General features: G+C 70.7%; 11 protein-coding genes. 5 read left to right on the top strand and 6 right to left on the bottom strand.

The genetic code is table 11. From position 1 onward, the window contains the following. Window positions 1-3 precede the first annotated feature (3 nt). The 3 genes from trpS to secB all read right to left on the bottom strand — a co-directional run bounded on the left by trpS (window position 4) and on the right by secB (window position 3,288). Window positions 4-1,023 (bottom strand): tryptophan--tRNA ligase, encoded by a 1,020-nt coding sequence (trpS, locus tag CBR61_RS16180; RefSeq protein WP_088915297.1) that lies wholly within the window; start codon window positions 1,021-1,023, stop codon window positions 4-6. A 16-nt stretch (window positions 1,024-1,039) separates the two neighbouring features. Then, window positions 1,040-2,605 (bottom strand): murein biosynthesis integral membrane protein MurJ, encoded by a 1,566-nt coding sequence (gene murJ, locus CBR61_RS16175; RefSeq protein ID WP_088915296.1) that lies wholly within the window; start codon window positions 2,603-2,605, stop codon window positions 1,040-1,042. Window positions 2,606-2,742: 137 nt separating this feature from the next. After that, complete coding sequence (secB, locus tag CBR61_RS16170; RefSeq protein WP_088915295.1) at window positions 2,743-3,288, bottom strand: protein-export chaperone SecB; 546 nt, start codon at window positions 3,286-3,288, stop codon at window positions 2,743-2,745. Window positions 3,289-3,551: 263 nt separating this feature from the next. Between secB and CBR61_RS16165 the strand changes: the two genes are divergently transcribed. The 3 genes from CBR61_RS16165 to CBR61_RS16155 are packed head-to-tail and all read left to right on the top strand — an operon-like array spanning window position 3,552 to window position 6,064. Then, window positions 3,552-4,202 (top strand): Tim44/TimA family putative adaptor protein, encoded by a 651-nt coding sequence (locus CBR61_RS16165; protein ID WP_267890701.1) that lies wholly within the window; start codon window positions 3,552-3,554, stop codon window positions 4,200-4,202. Window positions 4,203-4,253: 51 nt separating this feature from the next. Next, window positions 4,254-5,441: a murein transglycosylase A gene (locus CBR61_RS16160; RefSeq protein WP_088915294.1), complete on the top strand. Its 1,188-nt coding sequence runs from the start codon at window positions 4,254-4,256 to the stop codon at window positions 5,439-5,441. Next, a complete protein-coding gene (locus tag CBR61_RS16155; protein WP_088915293.1) occupies window positions 5,438-6,064 on the top strand; it encodes a Smr/MutS family protein in 627 nt (208 codons plus the stop codon). Before CBR61_RS16160 ends, CBR61_RS16155 begins: the two co-directional genes overlap by 4 nt. 23 nt (window positions 6,065-6,087) lie before the next feature. Here CBR61_RS16155 and CBR61_RS16150 read toward each other — a convergent pair whose 3' ends face one another. The 3 genes from CBR61_RS16150 to CBR61_RS16140 all read right to left on the bottom strand — a co-directional run bounded on the left by CBR61_RS16150 (window position 6,088) and on the right by CBR61_RS16140 (window position 10,130). Continuing rightward, complete coding sequence (locus CBR61_RS16150) at window positions 6,088-8,682, bottom strand: hypothetical protein (RefSeq protein ID WP_088915292.1); 2,595 nt, start codon at window positions 8,680-8,682, stop codon at window positions 6,088-6,090. A gap of 27 nt (window positions 8,683-8,709) precedes the next feature. Beyond that, window positions 8,710-9,531, bottom strand: coding sequence for a molecular chaperone (locus CBR61_RS16145; protein ID WP_088915291.1), 822 nt, complete (start codon window positions 9,529-9,531; stop codon window positions 8,710-8,712). A 107-nt stretch (window positions 9,532-9,638) separates the two neighbouring features. Beyond that, on the bottom strand, window positions 9,639-10,130 hold the full coding sequence (locus CBR61_RS16140) for a DUF4402 domain-containing protein (RefSeq protein WP_088915290.1): 492 nt from the start codon (window positions 10,128-10,130) through the stop codon (window positions 9,639-9,641). Window positions 10,131-10,411: 281 nt separating this feature from the next. Between CBR61_RS16140 and CBR61_RS16135 the strand changes: the two genes are divergently transcribed. Together CBR61_RS16135 and CBR61_RS16130 are read left to right on the top strand one after the other, a co-directional pair. After that, on the top strand, window positions 10,412-12,886 hold the full coding sequence (locus tag CBR61_RS16135) for a PAS domain S-box protein (RefSeq protein ID WP_088915289.1): 2,475 nt from the start codon (window positions 10,412-10,414) through the stop codon (window positions 12,884-12,886). Beyond that, the gene (locus tag CBR61_RS16130; RefSeq protein WP_088915288.1) at window positions 12,874-13,482 is read left to right on the top strand and encodes a response regulator transcription factor; all 609 of its coding nucleotides are present in this window, start codon (window positions 12,874-12,876) and stop codon (window positions 13,480-13,482) included. Before CBR61_RS16135 ends, CBR61_RS16130 begins: the two co-directional genes overlap by 13 nt. Window positions 13,483-13,485: the final 3 nt, after the last annotated feature.

Here is a 13,485-nt window from a genome sequence, read left to right as displayed (position 1 = left end):
CAATCAGTGCCGCACCAGCCCCAGCGCCCGGTAGGCTGCATCGAGCGTCGGCGTGCCGCGCTCGCGCGCCTTGGCAGCGCCGCGGGCGAGGATCGCATCGAGCGTCTCGTGGTCGTCCTTCAGCGCCACGAAGCGGTCCCGGATCGGTCCGAGCTTCGCCGCCAGCAGATCGGCGAGCGCGGGTTTGAAGGCGCCGAAGCCCTGCCCGCCGTATTGCGCCAGCACCTCGGCCTGCGACTGCTCGGCGAGCGCGGCATAGATGCCCACCAGATTGCGCGCCTCGGGCCGCCCCTCGAGGCCCGCCTCCTCCCAGGGGAGCGGCTCGGGATCGGTCTTCGCCTTCTTCACCTTCTGCGCCATCGTGTCGGCATCGTCCGACAGGTTGATGCGGCTCATGTCGGACGGGTCCGACTTCGACATCTTGGCGCTGCCGTCGCGCAGGGACATGATCCGCGCGGCCTCCGCCGGAATGATCGGATCGGGCAGGGTGAAGATCGGCGCGTCTTCGGTGCCGAAGTCGTTGTTGAACTTCTGCGCGATGTCGCGGGCGAGCTCGAGATGCTGCTTTTGGTCCTCGCCCACGGGCACATGCGTCGCTTGGTAGAGCAGCACGTCGGCGGCCTGTAGCACCGGGTAGGTGAACAGAGCCACGGATTGACCCTCGCGGTTCTTGCCGGCCTTGTCCTTCCACTGGGTCATGCGGTTCAGCCAACCCATCCGGGCCGTGCCGTTGAGCAGCCATTGCAGCTCGGGGTGCTGCGGCACCTGCGCCTGGTTGAACAGGATCGCCTTGTCCGGATCGAGCCCGCAGGCGACCAGCGTCGCCACCAGTTCGAGCGTCGAGGACCGCAGCTCGGCCGGATCGTGCGGCATCGACAGGGCGTGGAGATCGGCGATGAAGATCAGGCACTCGCCGCCCGCCGCGTGGGCATCGTCCTGCAGCTTCACGTAATTGCGGATCGCGCCCAGGTAGTTGCCGAGATGGGGCTTGCCGGTGGGCTGGATGCCGGAGACGACGCGCATGGTGTTTCCCGAAAGGTTAGCTCTGGCGGCGCATTAGGCGCTGGACCGTGGCCTTGTCGAGAACTCCCAGCAGCACCGTCGCCGCACCGTAGCTCACGAGGCTGGTGCCGAGGATCGCTCCCACCGCCGCAAGACGCAGCGTGAACGGCCCGTCGAGCCACGGGGTGATGGCCTGCATCAGCGCCCACAGGGCGGCGCCCATCGCCGCTGCGGCCAGCGCGATCCGGCCGATCCGGCCAAGCACCCGCGCGGGCAGGCGGAAATAGCCGCGCCGGGCCAGCACCGTACCCAGCAGCGCGATGTTGACCCACGCGCCCAGCGCCCCTGCCAGCGCGAGGCCGACCACGCCGAACATCGGCACCAGCAGGAAATTGAGCGCGACCGTCACCACCAGCGAGGCAGCGGCGGTGTAGACCGGGGTGCGGGTGTCCTTGCGGGCGAAGAAGTTGGGGGTCAGCACCTTGACCAGCACATAGGCAGGCAGCCCGACCACCAGCGCCGAGGTCACCATCCCGGTCAGCCTCGCGTCCTCGGCGGTGAAGGCCTGTCCCTCCATGAAGGCCTTCACGAAGGCGAAGCCGGTGATGAACAGTGCGACCGCGCAGGGCAGGGTGAGAAGCATCGCGAGTTCGATCGCGTTGGCCTGGAGGCGCACCGCCTCCTCGTCCTCGCTCTGCGCGATGTAGCGCGACAGGGCCGGAAGCACCGCCGTGCCGAGCGCGATCCCTATCACGCCCAGCGGCAGCTGGTTCCAGCGGTCGGCCATCGCCATGTAGGTCAGGCTCCCGTCGGGCAGCCCGCGGATGAAGGCGAGGTCGATGAAGCGGCTGATCTGGTAGACCCCTGCGCCGAAGACGGCGGGCACGATCAGCACACCCATCTCCTTGACGCCGGCGGTCACGCGCGGCGCGGCGCGCGGGATGCGGAAGCCTGCGCGGCGCATGAACCAGTAGAGCCAGAGCAGTTGCAGCAGCCCGCTCACCGAGACCGCGATGGCAAGGCCCACGCCCGTCATGGCGCGGGTCGTCTCGCCGGCGGGCTGGAGCGCGCCCCAAACCAGCGCGGTCAACAGGCAGATGTTGAGCAGGATCGGCGCAGCGGCCGCCGCCGCGAAGCGCGACAGCGAATTGAGGATCGCCGCGACCAGCGTCGCGAGGCTCATGAACATCAGGTAGGGAAAGGCGATCCGGCCCATCGTCACGGCCAGATCGAACATCGCCGCATCGCCGCGCAGGTCCTCGTTGGCGAAGGCCCACAGCACCCAGGGCATCGCCAGCATCATCAAGGCGCCGAACACCACCAGGATCGGCAGCAGCACCGCCAGCACCTCGCCCGCGAAGCGCCTCGCCGCGTTCTCGTCCTCGGCCATCTGGCGGTTGAAGAGCGGGACGAAGGCGCTGGCGAAGGCGCCCTCGGCGAAGAGGCGCCGGAACAGGTTGGGCAGCTGGAAGGCGAGCTGCCAGGCGTCCGCCGCCCCGCCCGCGCCCAGCACCCGCGCAAGCAGGATGTCGCGGGCGAAGCCGAACAGGCGGCTCACCAGCGTGAGCCCGCCGATCGTGCCGACGTTCTTCAGAAGGCTCATGGGGGTGCCGAACCCTGCCAGTTACCGTTCGTGCTGAGCCTGTCGAAGCACTGTTCTTCTTCTTTCCGCAGATTGGATCAAAAGAAAGGACAGCCCTTCGACATGCTCAGGGCGAACGGGAAAAGGGTGATCGGCGATCAGGCGTTGCCCGTCACCGGCTTGATCGGCTCGCCGCCCGCGGCCTCCTCGGCGCGGCGCGCGGCGAGCTGCTGGGCGTAGAGGCCGTTGAAGTCGACCGGATCGACCATCAGCGGCGGGAAACCGGCATCGCGCACCGCATCGGCCACCACGCGGCGGGCGAAGGGGAACAGCAGGCGCGGCGCCTCGGCATAGAGGAAGGCGTGGGCCTGGTCCTCGGGCACGTTGCGCATCCCCACAAGGCCGCAATAGGCGAGCTCGACGATATACATCGTCCCGCGCTGCGAGGCGGCGGTCAGCACCAGCTTGAGCGTCACTTCGTGGAGGTCGGCGGCCTTGGGCTCGGCGCCGATGTTGAACTGCACGTCGATCTGCGGCGGCTCGGGCCACTGGAACACGTCGGGTGCGGCCGGGTTCTCGACCGAAAGGTCCTTCACGTACTGGGTGATGATCCCCACCGCCGGGCCGGTGTCGGCGCCGTTCGGCTGGGGGCCTTCGCCCGCGGTGGCATCGAGATTGGTGAGCACGCCTTCTTCTTCGGCCATGATGGAACTGGTCTTTCGCAACGGATGAAAAGGGGGGCGCGCGGCACGCGTGCCGGTGCGCCCTCGAACGGCCATGCGCCTAGCAGGGGCGCGGGGCCGCCGCAACTGCGGCCGATGCCGCCGGGGCTTTCGGCCCGAGTGGCAACCTATCGGGCGTTGGCGAATTGTAATCAGACCCCATTTAAGGCAGGGTGGCTCGTCCATGGGCAAGGACGTGCCGTAGCTCGACCCTGTGCCCTGATTGAAGATCGGAAATCCCTGCCGTGCTCGAAATCGTTCTCCTCGCCATGGTCGCCGCCTTCCTCGGCCTGCGCCTCTATTCCGTCCTCGGCCGCCGTGCCGAGCAGGAGGAGGAGCCCGCGGTGCAGCGCTTCGAATCGGACGACAAGCCGGCGATCCGCCCGGCCGCCGTGCCCGCGCCCGTGCCGGCGCCGCGCGCGCCCGAGCTCGAAGGAGTGATGCCCGCAGTCGAGCGCGCCCTGCGCGAGATCGCCGCCGCCGACGGCCGCTTCAACCTCGCCCAGTTCCTCGAAGGCGCGCGCGGTGCCTATCGCATGATTCTTGAAGCCTTCTGGAAAGGCGACCGGGAGACCCTGCGCGAGCTGTGCGACGATGATGTCTATGCCGGTTTCATCGCCGCGATCGATGCGCGCGAGGCGGCGGGCGAGACGATGGACAACACCCTCATCCGGATCGAGGAAGTGCGCATCCACTCGGCCGCGCTCGATGGCCGCATGGCGCGCATCGCGCTGCTGTTCGTCGCCGACATCGCTGCCGTCACCCGCGACAGCGCAGGCAACGTGATCGCCGGATCGCTCGACGACGCGATCGAGAGCCGCGATGTCTGGACCTTCTCGCGCAACGTCTCGGCGCGCGATCCCAACTGGCTGCTCGACGAGACCGACGAGGGTTGATCGAGAGTTGATCGGCGGGCCGCGAAGGCCCTTCGCAAGGAGAGTTTGGCGATGCGCGGGGTTCTGGCTCTGGCCGTGATGCTGGCGCTGGGGGCTTGCGGGCGGGTGGTGCCGCAGGGCACCGTGCCGCCGCCTGCCGTGACCGCGCCCGTGGCCCCGTTGGCCGCCAATGCCGTGCTTGCCGGCGTGGCGCTCGGCCCGGCCTTCGCCGCGCTTGTCGTGGCGGATGCCGACGCGCGCGGGGCGCTCGCCGGCTTCATCGAATCCTGCCCGCGTCTCCTCGCCCGCGAGGATGCGAGCGGTCTCACCCGTCCCGACGACTGGCGCGGCGCCTGCGAGCGTGCGCGCTCGGCTTCGCCTTCCCGGGCGCGGGAGTTCTTCGCGGCGGAATTCTCCCCCGTGCAGATTGGCGACGGCAAGGCCTTCGCCACGGGGTATTTCGAGCCCGAGATCGCCGGCAGCCGCACCCGCCGCCCCGGTTTCGAGGTGCCGGTCTATGCCATGCCCTCCGATCTCGTGCGAGGATGGCCCGACGATGTGAAGCCCTCCGAACGCACCGGCCGCCCGCCGCTCGGGCGCTATGACGAGCGGGGCCGCTTCGTGCTCTATCACGACCGTGCGGCGATCGAGGACGGGGCGCTCGCAGGCAAGGCGCGGGTGATCGCGTGGGCCGCCGATCCTGTGGAGTTCTTCTTCCTCCAGATCCAGGGCTCCGGGCGGCTGATCACCCCCGAGGGCGAGGTGATCCGCATCGGCTATGCGGGACAGAACGGGCGTGAGTATGTCGGCATCGGCGGCGTGATGCGCGAGCGCGGTCTGCTGGGGAGCGGGCCGGGGCAGTATTCCGGGTCGATGCAGGGGATCATGGCCTATATACGCGAGAATCCGCGCGAGGGCCGCGATCTCATGCGCCTCAACAAGAGCTGGATCTTCTTCCAGGAGCTGACCGGCGACGGGCCGCTTGGCGCGCTCGGCGTGCCGGTGCGGCGCGAGGCCTCGGTGGCGGCGGACCCGGCCTTCGTGCCGCTGGGCGCGCCGGTGTGGCTCGATCTCGACCGGCGCGAGGCCAATGGCCTGTGGATCGCGCAAGACACCGGCGGGGCGATCAAGGGCGCCAACCGCTTCGACACCTTCTGGGGCGCGGGCGAGGACGCGCGCCGGATCGCGGGCGGCATGAGCGGGCGCGGGCGCGCTTATGTGCTGCTGCCCAAGGCCGCCGCCGCGCGGCTCGCCCGATGATGCGGACGCCGCGGGGGCTGACGACCGGCGAACAGGCGGCCTGGGCGCACCTCGCCGCGAGCGTGAAGCCGCTGCCGGGGAAGAAGCGCCCCGCTCCTCCCCGGAACGGAGAGGGGGACCAACCGAAGGTTGGTGGAGGGGCAAGCAAGGCCGCCGCCCCCGCTCCTCCCGGCAAGTTCGTCAAACCTGCGAAGCCCTCCTCCAAGGCCCCTTCCGCCAAGCCTCGCCCGCCCCTCCACCATGCTGCGCATGGTCCCCCTCCCCTGAAGGGGGAGGATCAGAAGGGCCTCGATTCACATTGGGACCGGCGGGTGAAGGCGGGGCGGCTCGAGCCCGACCTGACGCTCGACCTCCACGGTCATACGCTCGATACCGCCTATGACCGGGTGATGAGCGCGCTCGACCAGGCGCGGGCGATGAACGCGCGGGTGGTGCTGGTGGTGGCGGGGCGCGAGCGCCCGGTCGATCCCGCCGACCGCATGGCGCGCCGCGGGGCGATCCGCGCCAAGCTGCTCGACTGGCTCGCCGCCAGCCGCCACGCCGAAGCAATCGCGGCGGTGCGCCGCGCGCATATCAGGCATGGCGGCGACGGCGCGCTCTATCTCGTGCTGAAGCGGCGCTAGCCCCCTTCCGGGCAGGCGGAGCCTCAGCGCGGCTTCGCGGCTGGGATCAGCAGGCGGGTCCGCGCATCGGGGACCTCGCGGGACACCGTCAGCGGGCTGCCCACCTGCCCCGCCGCCTCGGCCCGAAAGGTGCCGAAGGCCAGCCCCTCGAACAGCACATAGCCGTCGAAATCGGTGACCGCCCGCGCCGCCTCGCCACCTTGTGCGTCGCGCAGGATCACCGGCACACCCGAACGCGGGGTGCGCTCGTCTCCGGCGACCAGCAGCACCTGCACCTCGATGCTCCCCGTGGGACGCAGGCCAATGGGCACATGGCGCACTTCCCCGGGGCGCAGGGTGATGCGGTCACCGGCCCGGGCGGGGCGCAAGGTGAAGTCGGAAAGGCTCGCCATCTGCACCTCGAGATCGGTCGCGGGTCCCGGCGCGATGCCGCCAATCAGTACGCGCCCTGCGGCGTCGGTCGCCTCGCGCCGCAACGCCGCGCCGACGATGAAACGGCCCTCTGCGACCCCGGCCTCGGCGGGATCGCGGGTGCCGTCGCCGTCCTCGTCGACGAACAGCTCGGCCATGATCGCCCCTGACCGGGTGATGCCTGCAGGCGCGGTGCGCCAGCGATCGGGGCCGCGGAACAGGCCGAGGGTGAGGCCGATCCCCGCCCGCCAGCCGTCCCCCTCGCGCCCTGCCGAGGCGCTGAGGCCGAGGGGGCCGAAGGTTCGCGCAAAGGTCACCCCGCCGCCGATCCGGCCGCTCTGCGCCTCCCAATCGAGATCGAGCGCGACATTGCCCTGCGCCCCCAGCCGCCGTGCGGCGGAGAGGCTGGCCCCGTCCACTCGCCATCCCGCCCGGTCCGAGGCGGTGACGCCGCTCCTGAGGCGCCAGTCGCCGTGCCTTGCGGTGAGACCCAAGGCGGCGGTGCCGATCCACGGGGTCGTCCCCTCGCGCACCGCGCCGAGCGCAAGGTTCGCCTGCCAGTCGGCCATCGGCAGCACCGCCCGCGTGGCGATGATTTCGCGCTGCCCGCCGCGCCGCAGCGCACCGGACTGGAAGCGCGCTTGCCAGGGAAGGCTCAGCCGTCCCAGCCCGATACGGCCCTGCCCCGCGAGGGTCATGACGCTCGCGAATTCACGCACCAGCGGGGGAAGGCCGGGGCTGTCGTCGGTGCCGTGACGGGCGAGGTCGACAGTCAGGTCCTGCGCCCCGAACCGCCGCGCCAGCCGGATCGCCCCGCCGAGCCCTCCCGCACGGTCGCGCGCGCCGGTCACCGCCCACAGCCCGCCGCCCAGCGCGCCGTTGAGACCGAGCGCCACGGCGGGCTTGCCCTCCAGTCCTGCGCGCAGATCCAGCCGCGCGGTGACATCGGGGGTCATTCCCCAGTCGAGGCTGGCGAAGGCGGTCGGCCCGGCGGGCTCTCCAGCGAGCGTCTCGCCGATCAGCGGGCGCCCGCCGTCGACCACCCCGAAGCTGAAGCCGACCTCGTTCTCGGGGTTCATCTCGGTGCCGACCAGCCGGGTGAAGACCTGCTCGTCGGTCTCGCCATTGGGGCCGTAGAGGCGCACCGCCCAGCGGTTCTCCCCGATCCGCACCGGGATGTCGCCGAACAGCCATTGTCCGGCCGCGTCAGGGGTGCGGGTGACGGCGACGAGGCGTTCCTCATGCCACAGCTCGGCCTCCCAGCCTGCGGGGAGAGGGCCGGACAGGGTGATGGTGTCGACGAGATCGGCTCGCCACGGCGCGCGCGAGGAGATCACCAGCCCGCGGCCCGAAAGGGCGTCGGCGATCAGCGGCTGGGCCGGGGCGGCGATGTCGCCAAGCGCGATGCTGCGCGCGCCCAGCGGGCCGAGCAGGTCGGGCGTGTCGCGCGCCTCGGTGAAGGCGAGCCCGGCGGTGATCCGGCCGTCGCCGCCCAGCGCGACGCTCGCGCGGCCTGCCATGCCGAACAGGGCACCGCTCGCCAGCAGGCTGGCCGAAAGCTGGCGGCCCTGCGGCGCGATCCCCGCGCCAGCGCCAAAATCGGCGCTCCACAACTCGGCGCGGCGGTCGGGGCGGGGGAGCAGCGGGAAGGCGGGGCGCAGGGTCTCGGGCCGCAGCCGCGCCTGCCGTTCCTCGCGCGCAAGGCGCATCAGCACCGGCAGGGCCGCGGTGGGCGCGATCACGAGGCATTGGCTTACCGTGTCGTGGGTGAGCGAGAGGGGGAGATGGGTGGGCACACCGGCGAGCGGCAGGCAATCGCCGGAGGGGCTAGGGAGCAGGGCGGCGGCCGGGATGGTGACGCTGCGGCGCGGCTCGGGAAGGGTGAGGGCGATGCCTTCGCCCGTCTCGTCGTGCGCCAGCTCGAGCGCCTCCAGCAGCGGGAGGATTGCGACGCAGGCGCCGCCCCCGGCCCCGAGATCGTGGAGCGGGATGGCGTCAGCGATCAGCCTGCCATCAGCAAAAAGGGCTGGAAGGGCGAGCCCGTCAGAGGCCGGACCGGCGCGCTCGGCGGCGGGGTCGCTGCCGAATAGCCGATCGAACAGGCCGTCTTCCTGCGCCCGAACCGGGGCAGCGCCTGCGCCGAGCAGTCCGGCTGCGCACAGCAGCAGGGACAGCCAGTGCAGCGGCCTGAACGTTCGGCGGGACATGGGTGAAGACCGGGCCGGGTCATGGGCTCAAAGCGCCGCGGTGAGGCTGGCGAGCAGCTTGCCCGCACTGGCCGGATCGCCGGCGTCGGTGGAGGTGTAGTCGATCCGCACCCGCTTGCCTGCCAGCTGGCTGCGCACCTCGGATGGAAGCGGCACGATCACCTCGCGGCTCGTGTTGGGGGTGTAGATCGCGACGCCCCGCACCAGCCACGCGGGTTCCTTCGCGCCTTCGGGCGTAAAGCTGACATCGCCATAGGTCGAGCGCGTGCCGGAGCGGGTCAGGCGGACGACGAGCTGGTCGGGCGCCTCGTCGCGCAGCGCGGCGCTGTCCATCGTGACGCTGGCCTCGAGCGCGCCGACGCGCAGGATGACGGGGATGGTGATCGAGCGGATCGCGACGAGTTCGATCGACAGGCTGTTGTCGGCCGGACCCTCGCCCGCAACGCTCGCCGTGCCCGCACTGACGGGGGCGGACATCAGGCGCAGGTGCGAGCGGTATTCGCCCGGGGCGAGATCGCCGGGGGCGCTCGCCATGATGCGCACCACCTGGCGCGCGCCGGGTTCGAGCACCAGCTGGCGCGGGGAGTAGCGCAGCTTGTCGTCGGCGAAGGCCTCGCCCTCCTGCGCGGCGGGGGCGTCCTCGAGACTGCCGTCCGCCAGCATCCGGCGGTTCTCGATGCCGATGCGGAAGGCGGCGGTTTCGGTGCCCTTGTTGACGAGCACGAGTTCGGACGAGCGCGCCTCGGGGGTCAGCACCACGCGGGTGGGGGCGACCAGCAGTTCGGCGGCGGCGGGCACGGGAGCGGCAAGCGCCGCGGCAAGCGCGGCGGCGAAAGACAGGCGGAGCATGGGGGACGACCTCGGGATGGCAGGGGTGGTCTTGGGCATGGCGCGGGGGGGAAACGGGACCGTGCGGGGGAAAATGCGCGGTCCCGTCCCCCCTGCCACGGAGGGCTTTACTGGTATTCCACCGCGACGGTGAAGCTACCGGTGTACTTGCCCGCTTCCTGGCGCACGCCGACATCGAGCGTGCCGCCGACGGTGAAGCTGTCTTCGCCCTTGAGGAGCTGGCCGTTGGCCTTCGAGCCGGTGAAGTCCGCGACGCGCATCGCTGTGCCGTTCTCGTTGACGATCTTGATCTCCTTGGGGAGCGAGATGGTGTAGAAGGCGTCGGCCTCGCCGGTCACCGCGAAGGCGGCGGCGGTGTGGTCGGCGGTCAGGCAGGTCAGCGCCGGGCCGCACTTGCGGCTGCCGTCGGCGGCGACGGTGACGATGTCGGCGACGCTGGTCGAGGGCGCGATGGTGCCGAAGTACAGATCGGTCACGTTGCTGATCTCGAGCGGGGCGATGATCTTGGCACCGGCGCCGGCATCGGCCGACTGGGCCTGGGCCGAGGTGGCGGCGGCGAGCGAGGCGAGCACGACGGCTCCGGCAAACAGCTTGTTCATGTCATTGGTCCTTCTTGGTCTGGTCAAGTCCAGCGGCAGGAGCGCCGTGGCTGACCTCTGGATGGCGGACCGGCGCGGGACTGTCGTGATCGCGCAAGGCTAATCCGGGGCGCGAAAGGGTTGAGGCCGGCTAACGCGTGGATAACGGCCAGCCCGCAGGGACAGGGTCACCTATACGAAAGGATAAGTTTTCTCCCTTATGGCCGGATTGCGCGGGCGACGCGCGAGAACCACCCGGGGCTCCTGTTTTACGCGACCTTCCTGACGGACTGCACGACACCATGCTCGAGCCCGATTTCACTTTTCCGCCGATCCCGCATGACGAGCCCGAGCGCCTCGCCGCGCTGCACCGGCTGGCGGTGCTCGACACCCCGCCCGAGCCCGAGCTCGATGTCATCACCCGGCTGGCCGCCGACCGCTTCGACACCGCGATCGCGCTCGTCAGCTTGGTCGACGAGGGCCGGCAGTGGTTCAAGTCGCGCCACGGGCTGGAGGCGTCCGAAACCTGCCGCCGCGAAAGCTTCTGCGGGCACACGATTGCCGGCAGCGGCGTGATGGTGGTGCCCGATGCCTCCGAGGATCCGCGCTTCAGGCGCAACCCGCTGGTCACCGGGGCGCCGCATATCCGCTTCTATGCAGGCGCGCCGCTGGTGCTTGCCGACGGGCACCAGATCGGCACGCTGTGCGTGATCGACCCGACCCCGCGCGAGGGCTTTTCGGCGCGCGAGGCGGACATTCTCCAGCTGATGGCGCGGCAGGTGGTGGCACTGCTCGAGGGGCAGCAGGCCCGGCAAGAGCGGCGCATCGCCCAACTGATCGCCGAGACCACCACCGATGCCTTCGTGTGCACCGATGCCCATAGCCGCATCATCCTGTGGAACCGTGCCGCAGAGGCGATGTTCGGCTGGAGCGCGGAGGAAGCGCTCGGCCAGAGCCTCGACCTGATCATCCCGCGCCAGCACCGCAAGGACCATCACGCCGGGGTCGCGCGGCTGCGAGCGCGCGCGCCGGCGAAGCTGGTCGGCCAGACGGTCGAGGTGCCCGCGCTGTGCAAGGCGGGGCACGAGTTTCCTGTCGAACTGTCGCTCGCGATGTGGCCCGAGGAGAGCGGCGTGGACGCGGGCCCGGCAGGTTTCGCCGCGATCATCCGCGACATCTCGGCCCGCAAGCTCGCCGAGGCCGAACGGGTCGCGACCGAGGCCCGGCTCGCCCGCCAGGTCGCCGCGATCGAGGCTTCGGACGACGGCATTGCCCTGACCGATGCCGAAGGGCGCTTCATCTTCATGAACCGCGCCCATGCGACGATGTTCGGCTATCCCGATCCCGATGTGCTGGTGGGCGAACCGTGGAGTGCGCTCTATGCCCCGGAAGAGGCGCAGCGCATCAACGACGAGGCCATGCCGCTGCTGTTCGCCCACGGCCAGTGGCGTGGCGAGACCCAGGGACGCAGGGCCGACGGTTCGCCGGTCGACCAGGAGATCGCGCTCTCGCTCGCGCCCGATGGCGGGATCGTCTGCGTCACCCGCGATGTCGGCGAGCGGCGCGGAATGGAGCGCGAGAAGGCGCGGCTGCGCGAACAGCTGATGCTGGCCCAGCGGCAGGAGGTCGTGGGCCAGCTCGCGAGCGGGATCGCTCATGATTTCAACAATCTCATCGCCGCGATCTCCGGCACGGCCGAGCTGCTGCGCCATATCGACGACAACCGCGTGCGGCACCATTCGCTGCGGATCCAGTCGGCCGCGACCACCGCGGCGGGGCTGGTCGAGAAGCTGCTGACCCTCGGGCGGCGGGTGCCGCACCCGCGGTTGGTCGATCTGCGCCGCACCCTGTGGGACGTGCGCGATCTGGTCGCGCCGAGCCTCACCGATCCGCTGCACCGCATCGAGCTCGAACTGCCGCCTTCGCCGCTGATGGCGCTGACCGACGACACCGAACTGAACCAGGTGGTGCTGAACCTCGTGCTCAATGCCCGCGACGCGCTGCGCCCGGGCGAGACCGCGCGGATCAAGCTCGAGGTGCTGAGTGCCGAAGGCTATCAGCCGACGGGCAAGCTGATGCTCGGCACCGTGCCTTCCGGGCCCGCCGCGCTGATCCGCATCAGCGACACCGGGATCGGCATCCGACCGGAGGAACTGGAGCAGGTGTTCGAACCCTTCTTCACCCACAAGGGCGAGGCCGGGACAGGGCTGGGCCTTGCGGTGGTGTCCGGGATCATCGCCAGCAATCGCGGCGCGCTGGCGATCCAGTCATGGCCCGATTGCGGCACGGTGTTCGAGATCTGGTGGCCGCTCGAGCCGGTCGGTGCGGGCGATCCGGCGAGGGTCGGCGAAGCAGCAGCGCGGCCCGGCCCGGGGCTTGCGGGCAAGGCGGTGCTGGTGGTCGACGACAACCCCGCCGTGGTCGACGTGGTTGCCGCGATGCTCGAACAGGTCGGCGCCGAAGTCGGCCCGTGCCTCGATCCGACCGACGCCATGGCAGTGGTCCGCGAGGATCCGGCGGCGTGGGATCTGGTGATCACCGATTACGACATGCCGAACATGAACGGCGCACAGCTCGCCAAGGCGCTGCGCCGCTACCGTGCCGACCTGCCGGTGCTGCTGCTGACGGCGCTGCCGCGCGTCCATCAGCTGCATCAGGGGCCGGAGGGCGGCTTCGACGGTGTGCTCGGCAAGCCGACCAGTGCGGCGCGCCTTGCGGGCGCTGCCGCCGCCGCCATCGAGGCGGCCCGCGAAAGGACGAAACGATGCGCATCCTGATCGCCGACGACCACGAACTGCTGCGCGACGTGCTGCGCTCCTATCTCGAGGCTGAGGGCGGCTTCGCGGTCGATACGGTTGCCGATCTGCCCCAGGCGCTCGCCGCCATCGCCGCGGCGACGCCGCCCTATGATCTCGTGGTGCTCGACTTCGGGATGCCCGGGATGGACGGCTATGCCGGGCTGGAGAAAGCGCTGGCAGCGAGCTTCGGGCGGCCGGTCGCGCTGATGAGCGGCCTTGCCCCGCACGATGTCGCCGAGCGGGTGCTGGCCTGCGGCGCGGCGGGCTATCTGCCCAAGACCCTGCCCGCGCGCTCGCTGGTCAACGCGATCCGCTTCATGGCGGCGGGCGAGACCTACATGCCGATCGACCTCCACCGCCCCGCGCGCAGTCCTGCGGGCGAGAGCGGCCTTTCCCCGCGCGAGCGGCAGGTGCTGGCGGGGCTGTGCGCGGGGCAGGCGAACAAGGAGATCGCCCGCGACCTCGACCTGCGCGAGCCTACCATCAAGCTCCACGTCAAGCTGATCTGCCGCAAGCTCGGCGCGAAGAACCGCACACAGGCGGCGATGATCGCGCGCGAGCGGGCGCTGGTTTGAGGC

Origin of the sequence: Porphyrobacter sp. CACIAM 03H1, assembly GCF_002215495.1 — a bacterium.
In the GTDB taxonomy this organism is placed as follows: domain Bacteria; phylum Pseudomonadota; class Alphaproteobacteria; order Sphingomonadales; family Sphingomonadaceae; genus Erythrobacter.
The sequence above is the reverse complement of the archived record's forward strand: the minus strand, read 5'-3'. Positions and strand labels throughout refer to the sequence as shown.

What these genes read in the sequence shown, in the direction of transcription:
- trpS (WP_088915297.1), bottom strand. Translation starts at nt 1,023, where the DNA reads ATGCGCGTCGTCTCCGGCATCCAGCCCACCGGCAAGCCCCATCTCGGC.
- murJ (WP_088915296.1), bottom strand. Translation starts at nt 2,605, where the DNA reads ATGAGCCTTCTGAAGAACGTCGGCACGATCGGCGGGCTCACGCTGGTG.
- secB (WP_088915295.1), bottom strand. Translation starts at nt 3,288, where the DNA reads ATGGCCGAAGAAGAAGGCGTGCTCACCAATCTCGATGCCACCGCGGGC.
- CBR61_RS16160 (WP_088915294.1), top strand. Translation starts at nt 4,254, where the DNA reads ATGCGCGGGGTTCTGGCTCTGGCCGTGATGCTGGCGCTGGGGGCTTGC.
- CBR61_RS16155 (WP_088915293.1), top strand. Translation starts at nt 5,438, where the DNA reads ATGATGCGGACGCCGCGGGGGCTGACGACCGGCGAACAGGCGGCCTGG.
- CBR61_RS16150 (WP_088915292.1), bottom strand. Translation starts at nt 8,682, where the DNA reads ATGTCCCGCCGAACGTTCAGGCCGCTGCACTGGCTGTCCCTGCTGCTG.
- CBR61_RS16145 (WP_088915291.1), bottom strand. Translation starts at nt 9,531, where the DNA reads ATGCTCCGCCTGTCTTTCGCCGCCGCGCTTGCCGCGGCGCTTGCCGCT.
- CBR61_RS16140 (WP_088915290.1), bottom strand. Translation starts at nt 10,130, where the DNA reads ATGAACAAGCTGTTTGCCGGAGCCGTCGTGCTCGCCTCGCTCGCCGCC.
- CBR61_RS16135 (WP_088915289.1), top strand. Translation starts at nt 10,412, where the DNA reads ATGCTCGAGCCCGATTTCACTTTTCCGCCGATCCCGCATGACGAGCCC.
- CBR61_RS16130 (WP_088915288.1), top strand. Translation starts at nt 12,874, where the DNA reads ATGCGCATCCTGATCGCCGACGACCACGAACTGCTGCGCGACGTGCTG.